This window comes from Pseudomonas syringae (assembly GCF_002157375.1).
Lineage (GTDB): Bacteria > Pseudomonadota > Gammaproteobacteria > Pseudomonadales > Pseudomonadaceae > Aquipseudomonas > Aquipseudomonas syringae_T.
In genome coordinates, this window is record NZ_MTSA01000006.1 from 70188 (window position 1) to 88800 (window position 18613).

The following is an 18613-nucleotide window of genomic DNA, read 5'->3' on the forward strand; positions in this document are numbered from 1 at the left end:
CGAGGTCGAAAACGACAAAAATTCATCGTTTTCATCTTCAGTGTTCCACGTGGAACATAACTCCATGAATTTGATCAGGTACGTGGCGCCACGTTACCGCACTGCGGCCCCAACCAGACCGCACGGGTGTCCATGCTGCCGTTCTGCTGCTGGCCGGTTGCGTTGAATGTACCGACCACTTTGGTAGTGAACTCTCGGTCGCTGAGGAATTGTGCCTGCCCGGTGCCCTGCGCTTTGGGGCACGAGAACTGGAAGTTCCAGGTCTTGCCATTGCGAGCGGTGATTTTCTGCGTACACCCCGACGCCGGGTCGGTCAGCGGAATGTCGTCCGACTGCACCTGAGCCTGAGTCAGGCAAGCCCGTACGCCTTTGCCGCCCAGCGTGACGCCCTGCTTTTTCATCATCTGTTCCATCATGGCGCGCTGCTCCGGCGGCAGGTTTTGTAACTGCCCGAGCATCAACTGCATGTCCGGCAACTGCTGACCATCCACCTTCATATTGCTCGAGGTCAGCTCCCAAAGGCCCGGCTGCAGCATCTGCGCCTGAGCCAAAGGAGTCGCGAGGCAAAACATCCAAGCCAACATGCGTTTGTTCATTTCAAGATTCCTGATCAGGCAGAAGCAATACAGACAGGACCGGAGCAATCCGGCCGAAAGATAAGGCTTAGACGACACAAGCGTCGCCCAGTTGCACCGGTAATAAAATAGCGACATTCCCGCCCAGCTGTGGTCTGTTAGGCGTTCAAGGCGAGGAGCATTGTTCCACATGGATTATCACGACCCGTACTTTTTCGGTTATGTCATCGGCTTCATACACCTGTTGGGCACAATCGCCGCCATTCATGCCTTGTTGACCGTACGCACTTCGCAAGGCGCCATCGCCTGGGCGATGCCGCTGCTGTTCATCCCCTACTTTACCTTGCTGCCTTACCTGATCTTCGGCCGCAGCTCATTCGACGCGTATATCAAGGCGCGCCGTGAAGCCAACAAGGAGATGCGCGCGGCCATCGGTAACCTAAACTGGCGGCCCTGGATCGAGGAAGCGGTGGCGGCACGTCGCTCAGATGCCTACGCCACGCTGCGCGCGATGCCCAAACTGGGGAACATGCCAGCGCTGGCCAACAACAAGGTCAGGCTGCTGATCAATGGTGACGAAACGTTCGGCGCGATTTTTCAGGCGATCCGTGAGGCGAAGCAGACGATTCTGGTTCAGTTCTTCATCATTCACGACGATAAGCTGGGTCGTGAGCTGCAAACGCTGCTGCTTGAAAAAGCAGCTCAGGGGGTAGCGATCTTCGTGCTCTATGACCGTATCGGCAGCCACGCATTGCCGTGGTCGTACATCGAGAAACTGCGCAACGGAGGCGTGCAGGTGAAGGCGTTTGCCACGCGAGGCGGCTGGCTCAACCGCTTCCAGATCAACTTCCGCAATCACCGCAAGATCGTGGTCGTCGACGGCCTCAAGGGCTATATGGGCGGGCATAACGTCGGCGACGAGTACATGGGCCTTAAACCGCCGCTGGCGCCGTGGCGGGACACACATGTGGAAGCCATCGGCCCGGTGGTTGCCTGCCTGCAAGAGTCCTTCGCCGAAGACTGGTTCTGGGCAACCCGCGAGTTACCGCCACTGAGCCTGCCCGACGAGTTTCCGGAGGACGGTGTGCTCTGCCAATTGCTGACCACCGGGCCGGCCGATGCCCAGGAAACCTGCTCGCTGTTCTTCGTCGAAGCCATCCACGCTGCTGAAGAGCGCGTGTGGATCACCAGCCCTTACTTCATCCCTGACGAAGCAGTTACTGCGGCGCTGACCCTGGCGGTGCTGCGCGGTGTCGATGTGCGACTGCTGCTGCCGTCGCGTCCAGACCATTACGTGGTGTACGCCGCCTCCAGCCTCTACGCATTCGATGCCGTGCGCGCCGGCGTAAGAGTGTTTCGCTACGGCCCGGGGTTTCTGCACCAGAAGGTGGTGCTGGTGGACAACGAGATCACCGCAATCGGCAGCGCCAACCTCGACAACCGCTCGTTCCGGCTCAACTTCGAGCTGATGTTGCTGACCGTGGACAGCGACTTCTCCAGCCAGGTCGAAGCCATGCTCACCGCCGACTTTGCCGTAGCACGAGAAATCTCCCTGCAGGAAAGCCACGAAACCCGACGCCTGCATCAACTGGGCATGCGCGTGGCCCGGCTGATTTCACCGATTTTGTAAGACCGCTGAGAGTGATATTCAGCCCTGACTGATTCTCTCGCTCGTGCGAAGGAAAGAGAGGTCGCCGGCTTCATCTATCAGGCATCACCGATAAATATCCTCACGCGTCAATGGCAACCCTGTCGAGCCATCGGCGGAGGGTTTCACGGCCAGGATCTGATGCAGGTTGATCCAGCCCTTGGCGAAACCATAGGCACAGCCTGCCAGGTACAGACGCCAGATGCGCAAGGTGTGTTCGGGAACGATAGCGGCGGCTTCACTGAGCCGGGCTTCAAGGCGGGCGCTCCAGTGTTCCAGCGTTTTGGCGTAGTGCGGACGCAGGCTCTCAATGTCGACCACTTCCAGCCCGGCGTCGCTGAGGTGGGCGCTGATCATCGCCAGATGGGGCAGTTCGCCGTTGGGGAAGACGTAGCGATCAATAAATTCTCCGGCACCGCGCCCCACCGGACGACCGTCGGTGTGCAGCGCTGTAATCCCGTGGTTCATGACCAGTCCGCCCTCCTTCACCGCGCCGAACAGGTAGTGCGTGTACAGCGGCAGGTTGGCATGCCCGACATGTTCGAACATGCCGACACTGACAACCTTGTCGAAGCGCGCATCCTGCGGCAGGTCGCGGTAATCGAGCAGTTGCAGGTCAACCTTGTCCTGCAACCCCTCGGCACGCACTCTTTCACGGGCAAACGTCAGTTGCTGCTGACTGAGGGTAATGCCGAACACCTTCACGCCGTATTGCCGGGCGGCAAAGCGTGCCAGCCCGCCCCAGCCACAGCCGACGTCCAGCAGGTAGTCGCCGGGCTTGAGGCGAAGCTTGCGGCATAGATGATGAAATTTGTCCTGCTGTGCCTGCTCCAGCGACTCGCGGCCGGTCTTGAAATACGCACAGGAATAGACCATCTCTTGGTCGAGCCAGAGCTGATAGAAGTCGTTGGAAACATCGTAATGGTAGGCAATCGACGCAGCGTCGGTGTCTTTGTCGTGCCGGGCCCGTTCAGGAGAACCTGCGCTGTCGTCATCCTCTACCAGCGCATGAGTCAGTTCATCGCAGACGCGAACGACTTCGCTGATCGAGCCTTCCAGCTCCAGCCGTCCTTCAACAAAGGCGCTGCCCAGCAGACCGAGGCTGGGCTGAGTGAAGTCGGCCACCAGTTGCGGGTCTTTTATGATGATGGTGACGCTGGGCGCAGGGCCGAGGTCCATCTGATGCCCGTCCCAGAGCTTGAGCCGAAGCGGTAAATGCAGGTTCTGAAAGGCCGTTGGAAGTTGCGTAAGCATTCAAAATCACCCCCTTATCCAGAAACTCATAAAGAGTTATCCAGCAAAGCCCTCTGCTAGAGGGCCGAGAAAGGCTATTGGCGACGGCAGAACTGCGATGAATCGACTTCGGGGGAACAGCCCTGTGCCCACTGATTCGAGCCGGGTAATAGCCAGAATTTGGATCACACACTGAAAAGTAGCGCTTAATCTGTAACAGAACGCTTCAAAGCTCAAGCCATTTTCCACCTGGATCAGGATCGCTGGCTTGAGCCCCGGTGCAACACCTAAAACGCTCAAAGCTTGAGCAATGGCTCTTGAAAGCGCAGCAACCGCCCGGCATTACCCAACACCAGTAACGTGCTGAGATTGTGCAGAATAGCTGCGACCATCGCACCCGCTGCGCCGAGCAGACCGAAGGCAGCCAGTGCGACGATCGCCAGCGTCCAGCCCAGCCCGATGATGACGTTGACCTGCAACGTCTGACGGCACTGACGGCTGAGTCGCACGCACGTGCCCAGTCGACGCAAGTCACTGCCAATCAGCACGATGTCGGCAGATGCCAAGGCGATGTCCGCCCCGCCCGCCCCCATCGCAACGCCCACCACACCGGCCTTGAGGGCCAGCGAATCGTTGACGCCGTCGCCCACCACCATAGGCCGGAAACCACTGGCGATTTCCCCCATGACACGGTTGAGTTTGTCTTCCGGCAACGCCTGCGCCTGAATGTCGGCGATGCCGATTTCACGAGCCAGATTATCGGCCACGCTTTGCCGATCACCGGTCAGCAGCAATTGTCGGCCCAGACCCAACTCACGCAGCTCGAGCAGCGCGGCTTGCGCTTCCGGCTTGACGCTGTCGGCCAGCAGCAACCAGGCCAGAAAAACACCGTCCAGGGATAACCCGGCCAACGGGCCGTCATGTGCGGGCACGGCAGGCGTGGCTATACCGAGCTGTTCAAAAAGCTCCGGTCGGCCCAAGGCAGCTTCACCGTGGTCGGTCAACGCCACGACACCCAACCCCTGGCGCTCACGGGTATCGGTCAATGGCAGCAATTGGTGGCTCTCCACAAGCCCGGCCAGTGCCCGGCTGACCGGGTGACTGCTGGCCGAACCCAGGCTTGCCGCCAGCGCCAGCCATTGGGGATGCTCCGGGCCGTCTGCCTGCACCGACTGCAAACGCAGGCGACCGAATGTCAGGGTGCCGGTCTTGTCCACCACCAGCGACGTCAGGTCGGCCAGCTCTTCAAGAAACGCCGAGCTACGGATCAGAATCCCGTGCCGCGCCGCCACGGCAATGCCTGCGATGGCGGTAGCCGGCGCCGAGAGCACCAGCGCACACGGGCACGCCGCTACCAGCACGGCAAGCATCGCCTGCGCGTCCTGGGTGATGAACCATGTCAGCGCCGCAATCAGCAATACCAGCACCATGTAGCTGCCTGCGTAGCGCTCCAGAAGACGCGTGATCGGCGGCTTGGAGCGTTCGGCACTCTGCATCAGCGCGATCACCTTGCCCAGCGTGGACTGATCGCCGATGCGGGTGACTTCGATACGCAGCAGGCCATCCAGGTTGATCGCACCACCAAACACCTCGACCCCGATGCTGGCTTCCAGCGGCACCGACTCTCCGGTAATGGAAGAGGTATCGAGGCTCGCCTGACCGGACAACACCCGACCATCTGCCGGGACCCGGTCGCCCGCACGGACTTCAACCTGATCGCCGGCCTTGAGCGTGGCGTTATCGACCTCGCGAATGCTGCCATCTGCACTCAGTAAACGAGCCTGGCTGCGTGTCAGGCGGCCCAAGGCTTCGATGGCCTCTTGAGAACCGATCACGCTGCGTTCTTCCAGCACATGCCCGAAGATCATGATGATGGGCAGCAACGCAGCGGTCATCAGATCGCCCGTGGCCCAGGCGCCCAGCATTGCCAGTGCGATGAGTTGATCGGTGATGCCGTGCAGGCTCGGATGCCGCAGGCTGTGCCAACCGGCGCTGATCACCGGAATTGCCACCAGCAGTGACGCAGCGCCCAGCAGCAACTGGCTAACACCGGTCTGTTCCGGGGAAAAGAAACGCCAGATCAGACCCAGCCCCAACAACCCCAACGCCAACATCGCCAGGGTCAGTTGCCGGGCTGCGCTGCGCTGCTCCGCGTTGCTCAACAGGCTGACAGCCGCCTCGGGTCTGGCGGCGTCATGGGTGTGAACGGCTTCGCCACTCATTGCGGTGCTCCCTGAATGATCAGGCGGGAATCGTCTTTGGGATCGACGGTGGTGACCGAACCGGCCTGGCGCAGAATGCCCGGCACGCGTTCTCGGTACAGGCGCTGCATCAGGCCCGGGTCGCTGCGGTTCTGGGCCGACTCCGACAAACTGACTACGGTGGCCGTGTCGGCCTGAGCCTTGGCCAGCCGCTCCGACGCCTGAGCGTGAGCCACTTGCAGGGTTCGATCCGCTTGCTGATTGGCCGTCTGGGTCAGTTTTTCGGCGTCAGTGCGGGCGTTGGCCACGGCCTGATCCGCCTGCTGACTGGCCGTCAACACGGCATTGAATGCGTTGACCGCCGAGGTCGGCAGGCTCGACTGCACGTCGACCCGTGCGACCTCAAGGCCGATGCCCATGCCGGTTGCATCGAGTTCCGCCAGGCGCTGATTGATACCGCGAACCAGATCGCCGCGCAGCCGTTCACGGCGTTCGGCGGCCTGACTGTCAGCGCTGATCAGCTCGGGCCGGGCCACCAGAATGGTGTCCAGGTCCCGCGCGGCAGTCAGCGACACGGCGCTGCGATTGACCAGTCGGTCCAGCGCGGGCAGCACGTGATCGCCCTGCAAGACAAAGGCCCTTGGGTCAGTCACTTTGTAGAACACGGTTACATCCAGTTGCACGACGCCCGCATCGCCGGTCAACAGAAAACCCGACCCCGCCAGTGCATCGCTCATCGGAGCCGACAGGGTCGCAATCTCATCTGCTTTCAACGCAGCAGGCGAGCGCAGCAAGGTTTCCACCCGACGCTCGATCACGCGGTCAGCCGAGGGCAGCAACACCACCTGTTCAAACGGTTGCGGCCAGGCGGTCAGCAGGCCGGCGTTCTGCACCCGCTCAAGCGCACCGAAACGCATGACCACTGCACGGTTTTGCGGATCGATTTCTCGTACGTTTGACGTCACCCAGCCAAGCGCCGCCAGCAAGGTCACGCCGTACAACCCGATAAACGCCAGACGACTGGCCTGCAACCACGGGCTATTCACCGTCGGCCGTTGCGCCACTGGCTCGCTCATGGCTGTGTTCCGCTCTTGCCGTCCAGCGTCGGCGGGCCGTCGACCAGCACGCGGAACGGCGCGGCGTCGGTCCGCAGAATCAGGCGAGTGCCCGGCGTGACGATGGTGCCGAGTGTGTCCAGCGAGCGCAGCAGGTTATACAACTGTGGCGAACCGGCGTAAGCACGGCCATAAATCTGCGCGGCCTCGACGCGTGATTGCGCCTCGATATCGGCGGCCTTGACCGTGGCATCCGCTTCAACGATGCGCGCATCGCGCTCAGCCGCCGAGCGTATCTGCGCCGCCTCGCGCTTGCCCACGGCTGTGCGCTCGGTGGCGATGGTTTCTCGCTCGGCGCGCATGCGGTCCACCGTGGCGTTGAGGGTCACCGACGGCAGGGTCAGACGCTCGACGCCGACTTGCAGCACGCGCACACCGTAGGTCGCCAGCAGCTGCTGATCGATCTGCTGGCGCAGCTGGTTTTCAAAAGCCGTGATGTTTACTTTGCTGGCGTCGGTATTCACCAGGCTGGACAGGTCGAAGCTGCTCGCCGTGGTCTCCAGCGCCGAGCCGACAAAAGTACGGATCTGCCTGGCGGCCTCGTCAGGCTGGTTCTGCACGGCGCGCATGAAGCGCTGCACATTGGCCGCATCGCCCTGCACCTGCCACGCCACATAGGCCTGAACGATGATGCGCAGACCGTCGCGGGTGCCGACATCCTGCAAGCCACTGGACGTGGTGCGCAGGCGCAGATCCACCGGGATGGTCGCCTCGAACGGCGCAGGCCAGCGCCAGTTCAAGCCCGGCTCCAGCAGAACGCGGGACGGATTACCGAAGCGTGTCACCACCGTGGCCTCGCCCGAACGTACCTGTACGAGGCTGGCGGCGGCGATGGCAAAGGCGATCAGCACGGCGGCCAGACTTGCCCGTCGCCATGGGAAGCTCGCCGGTCCGGCGGCTTCGTGATGATGATGGTGATGCCCATGACCGCCATGCCCGTGACTGTCGTGGCCTTCGTGGTCGCTGTGATCGTGATGATGATGAAACAGACTCAAGGGACGACTCCTTACTGAACGGCTTTACGCGGCGCCGTTGGGTCTGCCGGTGGGGTGAAAGAACGCAGGTCGATGGTCGGCGCGTTATCGCCGCCCAGACGGTGATCCAGTATCAACAGCTTGGCGTTGCCCAGCCCTTCGGTGAGTTGCGCCAGGTATTGCTCAAGCAGGAAGGCCTGCCCGGCCTTGGCGTAGGCCTGGCGCTCGGCGCTGAAACGCAGGTCTGCGCCTTGCGCCGTAGCCATCACCTCACGCGCACCGGCTGTGGCCTGATCGCGGGCGACGCTGGCATTGAGCTGAGCCTGATTGGCCTTGTCGCTGGCCGCTCCGCGCTCGCGGGCTATCAACGCCTGCGCGCCGATCTGCGCAGCCTGCACGCCGTGATAAGCATTGGCTGCGCCGGCTGGCGGGTGAATCGCCTCGACCACCGTGGCGAGCAGCTCGACGCCGCTGTCCAGACGCTTCAAGTCAGCCTGCACGGCCTTGCCAATGTCATCGGCCAAGCCGCTGCGCTGCTCGCCGAGCAGTTCATCGAGCGTGCGCGATGCAAAGTCATGCACAAGAACCCGACTGGCCGTGCTGCGAATCAGGGCTGGAATATCGGCGCTGTTGTAGGTCGAGGCCATCGCTGCCGAGTCCGTCAGGCCGATGCGATAGACGAAACGCACGTCCATGTTGACGATCTGAAAGCTCTGCTTGTCGCCGGCACTGCTGGCAATGACTTGGGATTTTTCGTTGATATGGCTGGCATCCCACAAACGGTTGGCGCTGTTCGGTGGCGGCCCTTCAGCCGGGTCCAGTATCTGCTCCGCAGCGTCGGCTGCGGAGACACTGGTCGCCAGCTCGTGAATCACGCCGTTTTCCACCGCCAGAACACGCCCGAACGGCCACGGCAGGCCTGCATGCAGCCCAGGCCCGAAGACCTCGACCGGCTTGCCGAAGCGCTCATAGATGCCTCGCCCCTGCATCGGTATTTCATGCACCCCGCTCAACGCCCAGCCCAATGCGGCCACGACAGCCAGCACCGGCAAAAAGGCGCGGCGCATGTAGGTAAAGGCCCAGATCTGACGCAGATCAATGCCAAAGCGATTGTGCAGTTCGTGCTGCAAGGCCATGAGCGGACGTGGCGGCCAGCGCAACAGGTCAGCGATAAAACTGCTGGCCAGCAGACGCGGCTCGATACGAGGATTACGCGGGCTGAAGACCGACAAGGCCGCACGCAACAGGAACTCGAGTGCGACGCCCATAGGCAGCAGGCCGGTCAGAACGGCCAGTCGCACAGGCCAGACTCTGTCGGCGCTGGCGAAGAACAGACACAGCGCGCCGATCAACATCACGGCAATGGTCATGCGGAACAGTTGCGCCAGCGGTCCGGCTTCCGGCGACTGGCCCGCCGGCTCGCTACTCAATTGCCGCTCGATGACCAGCAGTCCGAACGCCAGCAGCAACATCACGCTACCCGCCAGGCTGCTCATCGCCGAGAGCTCCGTGCCGAGCAGCACCAGGTTCCAGAAGGCACGAATGACGATCAATGCCAGCACCGCCCAGCCCGCAAGCCACAGCGTCGATGAGCCGATGTGCCTGATCAGCGCCTCACCCGAATCGCTCAGCCGGGTCAGCAGGCGCTCGTACCAGCCGCCTTCATCAGGAAGCTGCGCGGCCTCAGCCGGTTCACCGTTGACGAATGCGCTCAACGCACGCGCCCGCCACATGGCCACGTGCCTGGCCGACTGCAACGCTGCGGTCAGCAACAGCAGCGCGGCCGCCGCATTGCCCAACACGGCCATCCACAGGGAGCCAGGAGAAAACAGATCGATGGACAGCGCCAGCAACAGCCCGAAGGCGCCTGCGCCACCGGTCAGGTACATCAACCGCCCAAGGCGTTTGACCTGCTGCATCGCCATTTGAAAACGCGGCAGGCCTTCCAGGCCTGCATGCTCATCCAGATCAACCCGCATCAACTACCCCGGAACCCACTGATTATTACCCTGTGACAGAGCCCTGCTTTGGCATGAGAACGCCAGCGCATCATAGCGTTACGATATAACACGCAGAGTGAAACTTTCGTCAGGACTATTCGCTGAACGAATGCAATATAGCGGTAATAACGCAGCCTGCTGTAAGCGGACGCTCGGGCCGCAATTGTGCATCGGCACCCGAATAAACCCGAAAACGGACAAACTCCCTCGGCACGAACGCCAGCAAAATGGTTGCTGAATATTGCGTAGCGGAATTAATTCTCGATGCCCGTAGGAGATTCCGCCTCAATCAGCCATTCGCCCCCGGCTCGTCTGGAAGCCTTGAGCGGCGCGGCGATGGACGAATCCGGCCAGCCGCCAACTGCCTGAAATTCGCCCTTTTTTGCAGCGTTGCGCCGTAATCATTGCGCGTGAAAGGCATTTTTTTTCGGCCGATTTCCGAACCGGATCTCGTCTTTGTTATCTGTTGTGGGTAGTTTGCGTTCGGCAAGGAGTCGTTGGCGCGCCATTTTTTGTGCAGGACGCACAGAATTACTCAGAGGCTTCACCCTTATGAATCGCAGAAATCTCCTGAAAGCGTCCATGGCGTTGGCCGCTTACAGCAGCGTGTCGGCTTCAGGGCTTTTCGCTGCTCGAGCACTGGCTGCAGCGGCCGATGGCGAGATCGAGCATTTCGATTTTGCAGAGTTGCAAGCCCATGCCAAGAAGCTCGCGAGTAAAGGCTATGTGAGCAACAAGCAAGTGTTGCCACCTGTGCTGGCAAACATGACGCCGCTGCAATTCAATGCCATTCGCTACGACCCGAACCATTCGCTGTGGAAAGACGTCAACGGCCAGCTGGACGTGCATTTCTTCCACGTCGGCATGGGTTTCAAGACCCCGGTGCGGATGTACAGCGTCGACCCGAAAAACAAGCAGGCGCGGGAAGTGCATTTCCGTCATGACCTGTTCAATTACGAAAGCAGCGGCATCGACAAGAACCTGGTCAAGGGCGACCTGGGCTTTGCCGGCTTCAAGCTGTTCAAGGCGCCTGAAATCGCCATCAATGACGTCGTCTCGTTCCTCGGCGCCAGCTATTTCCGGGCTGTGGACAGCAACAAGCAGTACGGGTTGTCGGCCCGTGGTCTGGCGATCGACAGTTACGCCAAGCGTCAGGAAGAGTTTCCCGACTTCACCAAGTTCTGGTTTGAAACGCCGGACAAGAACGCGACCCGCTTCGTGGTGTACGCGCTGCTCGACTCACCCAGCGCGACCGGCGCCTACCGTTTCGACATCGACTGCCAGGCCGGCCAGGTGGTCATGGAAATCGACGCGCACGTCAACGCCCGTACCGATATCCAGCAACTGGGCATCTCGCCGATGACCAGCATGTTTAGCTGCGGCACTCACGAGCGCCGCATGTGCGACACCATTCACCCGCAGATTCATGACTCGGATCGCCTGTCCATGTGGCGCGGCAACGGCGAGTGGATCTGCCGTCCGTTGAACAACCCGGTCAAACCGCAATTCAGCGCGTTCTCCGACAAGGACCCGAAAGGCTTCGGCCTGGTGCAGAGCGACCACGAGTTCTCCAGCTATCAGGACACCGTGGTCTGGTACAGCCGACGCCCAAGCCTGTGGGTCGAACCCATTACGTCGTGGGGCGAAGGCGAAGTCAGCCTGCTGGAACTGCCGACCACCGGCGAGACGATGGATAACATCGTGGTGTTCTGGACGCCAAAGACACCGGTCAAGGCCGGTGACTCGATGAACTACGGCTACAAGCTGTTCTGGAGCCCGCTGCCACCGGTCAGTACGCCATTGGCTCAGGTCCACGCCACGCGTTCGGGCATGGGCGGTTTCCTGGAAGGCTGGGCACCGGGCGAGCACTACCCGAAAACCTGGGCGCGCCGCTTTGCGGTGGACTTCAACGGCGGCGGTCTGGATCGTCTGCCGGAAGGCACGGGCATCGAGCCTATCGTCACCGTCACCCACGGCAAGGTGCAGGACTTCAATATCCTTGTGCTGCCGGACATCAAGGGTTATCGCATCACCTTTGACTGGGTGCCGGACAGCGACTCGGTCGAGCCGGTTGAAATGCGCATGTTCATCCGTACGGCGGACCGCACGCTGAGCGAGACCTGGCTGTACCAGTACTTCCCGCCAGCGCCAGACAAGCGCAAGTACCCGTGACGGGATGAAATCTGGAGCGTGGGTCGAGAGATGTCCGAGCGTCGGACGCTCGTTCCCACGCTCTGCGCTCATCGCTGTACGCAAGCCTCGAGAAGCCCATAACCAGGGCTTCTGCCCAAAGGGCGCGTTAGCGGCCCGGGCGTGTCTGCTGGATACTCCAAACAATCTCGACTCATTAATTGACAGTTCGCCTGACAACGACTGATATACACCCTGTCATGCCGTTGCGAGCATTCGCTCCAGACCTGTCTTCACCTCCTAAAGCCTCACTGAATCGACGCGCCCGTTTTCGCGTCGGGCGGTAGCTTTGTCCGCGCAATTCCCCCCGATGCGTTTCAGAAGGCAACCCTCATGGCGTTCAACCCCGCGCGCAGTGCCGATGCCGGCCCTTCCATCCTGTCCATCGACACGTCGACGGTCGTGGTGTGGGTCGCGATCAGCCTGATTCTGGTCGAGACCTTTTCCGGGGCCTTGCGCTTTTATTTCGATCAGGCAGGCATAGGCCCTCTGCTCTACCTGCCCAAGGTGGCCTGCATTCTGCTGGCCGTGCTTGAGTTGCGCACGTTCAAGGCCGGGCCGCTGTTCTGGACATTCGTGATCCTGTGGCTGATTTCCGGCCTGCTGGCCATGCTTCATCGCGCCAGTGTCCAAAACCTGGCGTTCAGCCTGTTCGCTTTGAGCCCGTTGCTGTTTGGCCTTGTTTGCGGGAAACACCTGCTGCATCGCCGAACGCTGTTGTGCCAGGCCATCGTGTTCTGCCTGCTGGCGTCATTGCTGGGGATTGCGCTGGACACGTTCATCTCGGTGCCGTGGAAGGGTTACAGCTACAACATGGGTGGAACCGAATTGAGCGCCAATACCACATGGAGCGCCGACGAATCGGACCGCATCGCCGGTTTTGCCCGCGTGTCCAATGTGCTGTCGATCATGATCGCCTTTTACACGTTGTACCTGTTCATGTTCCTGCGTTCACGCCTGCTCATCACGTTGTCAGTTGCCGTGGCGCTTTACGCCATCGTGCTGACCACCAGCAAAGCGCCCGCCGCTGCCTTTGCCGCAACCATCGGCCTGCTGTGGCTCAGGCGGATGAGCTGGACCTGTCGGATTATCAGCGTGGTGGTGGTGTTTGTCGGCTTGTTGCTGCCGATGTGGGGGCAGGTTTCCAACCTTGATGCGTACGCGATCAGTAACGGCGGCTCGATGGCCTCGCTGTATGACCGGCAGATCAACACCTGGCCCAATTTGATCAACGCCATGCGCCGGGAAGGCTGGATGATCACAGGCGCAGGCTTCGGAATGGTCGGCAGCACCATGGGAATATTCCCGGTTGAGGGTGCCGACGTATTGCTCGGTATGGACAGCTCTGCCCTGTACCTGTGGGCGATGCTGGGCGTGCTTGGGCTGCTGCTGTATGCGCTGCAGATTCTGCTGCTGTTCACATTGATCGATGACCCGACCCGCACCGGTCGAATGCTGCTGACAGTCGTTTTTTGCTGGTGCCTGATCAGCTGGACCACCGACATGTTCGAGGTCGCGGTCGCGAACCTGTTTGCCGGCCTGGCCATCGGCTATGCGATGACCGCCCGAAAGCCCGTTTCAGGCCACGTGGTCTAGCAGCATCGGACATCCGCCCTTCTCCCATCGTTTCTCCGACAACCGGCGCTCTCATGGACTTCAGAAAAGACATCAACGGACTGCGCGCCATCGCGGTGATTGCCGTATTGCTGTTCCACTTCCACCCCGCCTGGCTGCCCGGCGGTTTCGCGGGTGTGGACGTGTTCTTCGTGATTTCGGGGTACCTGATCACCGGGATCATCATGCGCGGTTTGAGGAGTGGCCAGTTCAGACTGGCGACGTTTTACGGCTCCAGGGCCAGACGCATCGTTCCGGCACTCGCGGCGCTGTGTTTCAGCCTTTTGCTGCTGGGCTGGTTTTACCTGCTGCCGCTGGACTACAGCGCGTTGGGCACCCATGTGGCCAGCAGCCTGGGGTTCGTTTCCAATATCGTTTACTGGCGCGAAGCCGGTTACTTCACCGCCAGCGCCCATGAAAAATGGCTGTTGCACACGTGGTCGCTGTCGGTCGAATGGCAGTTTTACCTGCTGTACCCGATTTCGCTGTTGATCCTCAGCCGCTTTATCGCGCTGCATAACCTGCGCTGGTGGGTGCTGGGCGGATGCCTGACGGGGTGTGTGCTGTGCGTCGTTGCCTCGTCGCAGGTGCCGGAGGCCGCGTTTTATCTGCTGCCGGCACGCGCATGGGAATTGCTGGCGGGCGGCGTGGCGTGCCTGTTCCCGTTGCAACTCAGGCCGTTACAGCAGCGCGTGCTGGAAAATACCGGGCTGGCGATGATCGTGGCCGGTTTTTTTCTGCTGTCGGTGCAGGACACGTGGCCGGGGTATCTGGTGCTGTTACCGGTGCTGGGGACTTTCGCGGTGATCACCGCCGCACGCAACGACTCGCTGCTGACCGGCAACCCGCTGTCGCAGTGGCTCGGCAAGCTGTCGTATTCGCTGTACCTCTGGCACTGGCCGGTGGTGGTGTGGATGAGTTATGCCGGCTGGCTGGGAGAGATGCATAACGTGCTGGCGGGCATGGTGGTGGCGCTGACACTGGGTCTGATCTCGTGGCGACTGATCGAGCAACCTATGTGTACGCGTACGCGCGCGGGTAGCTGGAGATTTGCCACGTTGATCGCTCTGGTGTTCGTGAGTGGAACCTGGATAGGCACGAGCCGTGGCGTGGTGTCGCCACTGCGTCCGATCAGCGTTTCGGACAAAGCGCATTTCATTCAGGAGTACGTTGATCGCCAGCACAACCTGTACGAACCCTATTGGCTGAAGTGTGATGCGTTTTCCGCCATGACCCAGCGCGGGCAGACCGGCATTGACGAGACCTGCACCCGTCAGCGGGGTGTTGGCGGTGTGTTCCTGTGGGGTGACTCCCACGCGCAGGCGCTGTCGCTCGGCCTGCGCACAGGGCTGGCCAGCGGCACGCCGTTCTATCAGGTGGCCTCTGCCAGTTGCCGTCCCGGCCTCAGCGATCATGAAGGACGGGCGTCGGCGGTCAGCAAAACCTGTGACTACTCCAACAGGATCGCACTGCAAGGCATTGAGCGATTGCGCCCCGACATTGTCGTCATCGCGCAGAAGGACGGGCACGACAAGACTGACTGGCAGCGGATCGCGCTCCGCCTCAAAGGCTTTGGCGTCAGACATATCGTGCTGATCGGCCCGGTGCCGCAGTGGAACCCGTCATTGCCCAGCGTGATCGCCAACCGCCATTGGGGATTGACCGGGTCGCACATCAGCGACCCGGCGCTGGACCGCAGCCTCATGACAACCGATCAGGTCGCCCGCGAACTGGCGGCGTCGGCCGGTATCCAGTACGTGTCGCTGATCGACAAACTGTGCATCGCCGATGCCTGTCGGGTGCGCCTGGCAGACAGCCAATCACTGCTGCAGATCGATTCAGGGCACCTGAGCGAAGAGGGTTCGCTGTATGTCGTACGCAACTATGTGCTGCCGCAGTGGGTGAATGAGTCGAACACACCGCGCGGCGTAAAGTTTTGACGCAGGGCTTTACCAACGGGAGCATACGGAAAGAGCGGTGTCGGCACGCAGTTGATCAATGAAGCTCTTTAAGCCGCTCGGCGAACTTGACCAGATCGGCCAGCGAGTCGGCTTCCATCTTGCGCATGACCGAGCCGCGTCGGACCTTGACGGTGATTTCACTCACGTTCAGTCGAGCGGCAATCTGTTTGTTCAGCAGACCGCTGACCACCAGGTCCATCACCTGCTGCTCGCCCTGATTGAGGCTGGCGTAACGGCGCTGTAATTCACTCTCGACGGCGGCGTTCTGACGACGGTTGCGATCCTGAGCCAGCCCTTGCTGAATGGCATCCAGCAGATCCTGCTCACGGAAAGGTTTGGTCAGAAACTCCACGGCGCCGGCTTTCATCGCCCTTACCGACATGGGGATGTCGCCGTGCCCGGTGATGAAAATGACCGGCAGAAAAATGCCTGACCGGGCCATATGTTCCTGAAAGTCCAGGCCGCTCATGCCCGGCATGCGGATGTCCAGAATCAGGCAACCCGGCGCATCAGGGCGAGAAGCGTCCAGAAACTCCCGGGTCGAGCCGAACAGCAGGCTGCGCAACCCGACCGAGGCCAACAGGTCTTCCAGTGAAGAACGGACCGACAGATCATCATCAATCACGTAGATGATCGGCTCTTCGGCCTGCGGCTCTGCGGTGTGTGTCTTCATCAGGTTTCCATCTTTCCGGTGGGCAGCGTGAAATGAAACGTAGCACCCATTGACGGGTTGGGTGTGACCCAGATGCGTCCGCCGTGAGATTCGATGATCGACCGGCTGATCGCCAGACCAATCCCCATGCCCTCGTCCTTGGTGGTGTAGAACGCATCGAAAAGCTGGTGAACATGTTCCGGCTGTACACCGATGCCGTTATCGCGCACCGCAAACCCGATATCGCCGCCCTCACGCCAGTCGACCCGAACCTCCAGTTGCGCCTGATCCGGCTCGACTTTCTTCATCGCATCCACACCGTTGAGCATCAGGTTCAGCAGCACTTGCTGGATCTGTACCCGGTCCGCGAGCAGCGGCGGCAGGCCTTCCGGAACGTCCACCGTCAGCGCCACGCCCTGCCCGTCTATCTCGCTGTGCGCCAGCGCCACGATTTCAGCCACCGTGTCAGCCACGCTGATCCACTCTTTGTGGGTCGAGGAGCGCTTCGCCAGAGCGCGAACACGCACGATGATATCGCCGGCGCGGTTCGCATCACTCATCATGCGCTCGACGGCCTGCCGTGCCTTGTCCAGATTCACAGGGTCGGCGGCCAGCCAGCGTTGGCAGGCATTGCCGCTGATGACGATGGCGGACAGCGGTTGATTGACCTCATGGGCGATAGACGCCGTAAGCTCGCCCAACTGGTTGACCCGTGCGATCCGGGCCAGTTGCGAGCGCGCTTCATGCACGGTTCGGATCGCCCGCGCCATGCGCAGCGCCAGCCAGGTCGTGATGGCGATGGCGGCCAGGCTGATAATGCAATTGATCAGCCCGGACGCTTCACTGCCTCTGGAAGTGGTCATCTCGTAACTGACCACCGTCAGCACCATGCACACCGACGCGACAGCGATAACGCCCCTGACCGGCAAAAGCCTGACGGCCAGCAGCACCACCGCGATCTGGAACACCCCCACCGCGATTTCCAGATCGGTCAACGTGTCGGCAATCGCGATGACCAGCGCCAGCGCCAGCAACGCGATCCACCTGACTGCCATCGCAGCCTTGCTGCAGGATTCCGGCTCGTCCATCTGCACCATCTCGCTCTTCAAAAGGCCCGCAGAGTATGTCGTACAAACCTTACGACGGGTTATCCAGACTGAACTGATCGGCCAGTTCGTCGTAGGCGAACAGCTCGGCGTAACGGCCCCATTGCGTCACGGCGTTCAGGGTTTGCATGGCATCGCTTTCAGACATGAAGTCTTCCAGTTGATCCCTGAAACGCCGTGCGGGCGCCGTGTGCGTGGGACGATCATCCAGCACCCGTCGAATATGCGCCACCAGCGGCACGAAGCTCAGCAAGTGCTGGGCGAATAGCTGCTTGCGCTCATCCACATCCGCCAACGCATAGCGATTCGCCGCCGGCAACAGGCGGATGTCACCCCCTTTCAGTTCCGCAAAGCGCAACAATTGCAGGACCTCGGCAATCGGGAACAGCTCGTCGGCGTTGTAATGCAGCGCACTGGCCAGCTCCGGCAGGTCGGCTTTGAGGCTGTAAGGCGGCGCATGAATCGCCTCGATCAAACCGGCCAGCGCGTTGGTGGAGACCTGTGGCAAGACCATGCCCAGGCCTGTTCCGGGGAATACGCCCTGACGGATTTCGCCTGCATCGTGGTCCTGGGTCATCAGCACATAGATTTCTTCTACCAGCGCCCGGAAGATCGGGTCCTGGCGATTGCGCGGCTGCGGCAGGTCGACCTTGATCTCGCTGATCACCCGTCCCGGATTGGAGGAGAACAGCAGGATGCGATCACACATCAACACGGCCTCGGCAATGTTGTGCGTCACCATCAGGATCGACTTGATGGGCATGCGCCCTTCGCTCCACATGTCCAGCAGGTCGGTGCGCAGGGTTTCAGCGGTCAGCACATCGAGCGCGGAAAAGGGCTCGTCCATCAGCAGCACGTCAGGGTCGATCACCAGCGCACGCGCCATGCCCACTCGCTGGCGCATGCCCCCGGAAAGTTCTTTGGGGTAGGCGCTCTCGAAGCCGTCAAGGCCGATCAGGTCGATGGCCGCCAGTGCGCGCTTGCGACGTACGGCCGCCGGAACGCGCTGCGCCTCAAGCCCGACTTCGACGTTCTCCAGCACCGTCAGCCACGGGAACAGGGCGAAACTCTGAAACACCATGCCCACGGACATCGCCCGCCCTTGCGAGCGACGAGGAAAATTCACTTCGCCCTCGGTCGGCACCACCAGCCCGGCGATGGAGCGCAGCAGCGTGGACTTGCCCGAGCCTGACCGGCCCAGCAGGCCGACGATTTCGTTCTCGTTGAGTTGCAGCGTCACGTCTTCCAGCACCAGGCGCTCTTTGCTGCCTGTGCCATACACGTGTCGAACTTTCTGAACATCCACCAGGCAACGCGTTTCGACAGCCATCATGATGCCGCCCT

At 61.2% G+C, this 18613-nt stretch carries 13 protein-coding genes; 4 read left to right on the forward strand and 9 right to left on the reverse strand.

Translation table 11 applies throughout. The features are described 5' to 3' along the window. Window positions 1-74 precede the first annotated feature (74 nt). The gene (locus tag BW686_RS09040; protein ID WP_024690214.1) at window positions 75-596 is read right to left on the reverse strand and encodes a DUF3617 domain-containing protein; all 522 of its coding nucleotides are present in this window, start codon (window positions 594-596) and stop codon (window positions 75-77) included. A gap of 169 nt (window positions 597-765) precedes the next feature. Between BW686_RS09040 and cls the strand changes: the two genes are divergently transcribed. After that, window positions 766-2205, forward strand: a complete 1440-nt coding sequence (gene cls / locus BW686_RS09045) for a cardiolipin synthase (protein WP_084915991.1) — start codon at window positions 766-768, stop codon at window positions 2203-2205. 84 nt (window positions 2206-2289) lie between these two features. Here cls and cfaB read toward each other — a convergent pair whose 3' ends face one another. The 5 genes from cfaB to hflK (BW686_RS09070) form a co-directional block, all read right to left on the reverse strand. After that, window positions 2290-3477, reverse strand: coding sequence for a C17 cyclopropane fatty acid synthase CfaB (gene cfaB, locus BW686_RS09050; RefSeq protein ID WP_084915992.1), 1188 nt, complete (start codon window positions 3475-3477; stop codon window positions 2290-2292). A gap of 275 nt (window positions 3478-3752) precedes the next feature. Then, window positions 3753-5678, reverse strand: coding sequence for a heavy metal translocating P-type ATPase (locus tag BW686_RS09055; protein ID WP_084915993.1), 1926 nt, complete (start codon window positions 5676-5678; stop codon window positions 3753-3755). Then, window positions 5675-6733 carry a protease modulator HflK gene (gene hflK / locus BW686_RS09060; RefSeq protein ID WP_084915994.1) on the reverse strand — a complete coding sequence of 353 codons (1059 nt, stop codon included), beginning with the start codon at window positions 6731-6733 and terminating at the stop codon, window positions 5675-5677. The genes BW686_RS09055 and hflK (BW686_RS09060) overlap by 4 nt, the downstream gene beginning before the upstream one ends. Beyond that, on the reverse strand, window positions 6730-7767 hold the full coding sequence (gene hflC, locus BW686_RS09065; protein WP_084915995.1) for a protease modulator HflC: 1038 nt from the start codon (window positions 7765-7767) through the stop codon (window positions 6730-6732). The genes hflK (BW686_RS09060) and hflC overlap by 4 nt, the downstream gene beginning before the upstream one ends. A gap of 11 nt (window positions 7768-7778) precedes the next feature. Further along, complete coding sequence (gene hflK, locus BW686_RS09070) at window positions 7779-9725, reverse strand: protease modulator HflK (protein WP_084915996.1); 1947 nt, start codon at window positions 9723-9725, stop codon at window positions 7779-7781. 573 nt (window positions 9726-10298) lie between these two features. Between hflK (BW686_RS09070) and BW686_RS09075 the strand changes: the two genes are divergently transcribed. The 3 genes from BW686_RS09075 to BW686_RS09085 all read left to right on the forward strand — a co-directional run bounded on the left by BW686_RS09075 (window position 10299) and on the right by BW686_RS09085 (window position 15490). After that, a complete protein-coding gene (locus BW686_RS09075) occupies window positions 10299-11918 on the forward strand; it encodes a glucan biosynthesis protein D (protein ID WP_084915997.1) in 1620 nt (539 codons plus the stop codon). A gap of 351 nt (window positions 11919-12269) precedes the next feature. Further along, window positions 12270-13532, forward strand: a complete 1263-nt coding sequence (locus BW686_RS09080) for a hypothetical protein (protein ID WP_084915998.1) — start codon at window positions 12270-12272, stop codon at window positions 13530-13532. Window positions 13533-13585: 53 nt separating this feature from the next. Next, entirely contained in the window at window positions 13586-15490 is a 1905-nt protein-coding gene (locus tag BW686_RS09085; protein WP_084915999.1) for an acyltransferase family protein, read from the forward strand. A 55-nt stretch (window positions 15491-15545) separates the two neighbouring features. On the opposite strand, the gene BW686_RS09090 is transcribed toward BW686_RS09085, so the two are convergent. From BW686_RS09090 to BW686_RS09100, 3 genes are read right to left on the reverse strand one after another with little or no spacing between them, the layout of a single operon-like run. Next, window positions 15546-16184 carry a response regulator transcription factor gene (locus tag BW686_RS09090; protein WP_084916000.1) on the reverse strand — a complete coding sequence of 213 codons (639 nt, stop codon included), beginning with the start codon at window positions 16182-16184 and terminating at the stop codon, window positions 15546-15548. Beyond that, window positions 16184-17251, reverse strand: a complete 1068-nt coding sequence (locus BW686_RS09095; protein WP_084916161.1) for a sensor histidine kinase — start codon at window positions 17249-17251, stop codon at window positions 16184-16186. Before BW686_RS09095 ends, BW686_RS09090 begins: the two co-directional genes overlap by 1 nt. A gap of 49 nt (window positions 17252-17300) precedes the next feature. Beyond that, entirely contained in the window at window positions 17301-18605 is a 1305-nt protein-coding gene (locus tag BW686_RS09100) for an ABC transporter ATP-binding protein (protein ID WP_179149227.1), read from the reverse strand. Window positions 18606-18613: the final 8 nt, after the last annotated feature.

Coding starts and splice junctions, on each gene's coding strand:
- BW686_RS09080 (WP_084915998.1), top strand. CDS start 12,270: ATGGCGTTCAACCCCGCGCGCAGTGCCGATGCCGGCCCTTCCATCCTG.
- cls (WP_084915991.1), top strand. CDS start 766: ATGGATTATCACGACCCGTACTTTTTCGGTTATGTCATCGGCTTCATA.
- cfaB (WP_084915992.1), bottom strand. CDS start 3,477: ATGCTTACGCAACTTCCAACGGCCTTTCAGAACCTGCATTTACCGCTT.
- BW686_RS09095 (WP_084916161.1), bottom strand. CDS start 17,251: ATGGACGAGCCGGAATCCTGCAGCAAGGCTGCGATGGCAGTCAGGTGG.
- BW686_RS09090 (WP_084916000.1), bottom strand. CDS start 16,184: ATGAAGACACACACCGCAGAGCCGCAGGCCGAAGAGCCGATCATCTAC.
- hflK (WP_084915996.1), bottom strand. CDS start 9,725: ATGCGGGTTGATCTGGATGAGCATGCAGGCCTGGAAGGCCTGCCGCGT.
- BW686_RS09085 (WP_084915999.1), top strand. CDS start 13,586: ATGGACTTCAGAAAAGACATCAACGGACTGCGCGCCATCGCGGTGATT.
- BW686_RS09075 (WP_084915997.1), top strand. CDS start 10,299: ATGAATCGCAGAAATCTCCTGAAAGCGTCCATGGCGTTGGCCGCTTAC.
- BW686_RS09040 (WP_024690214.1), bottom strand. CDS start 596: ATGAACAAACGCATGTTGGCTTGGATGTTTTGCCTCGCGACTCCTTTG.
- BW686_RS09055 (WP_084915993.1), bottom strand. CDS start 5,678: ATGAGTGGCGAAGCCGTTCACACCCATGACGCCGCCAGACCCGAGGCG.
- hflK (WP_084915994.1), bottom strand. CDS start 6,733: ATGAGCGAGCCAGTGGCGCAACGGCCGACGGTGAATAGCCCGTGGTTG.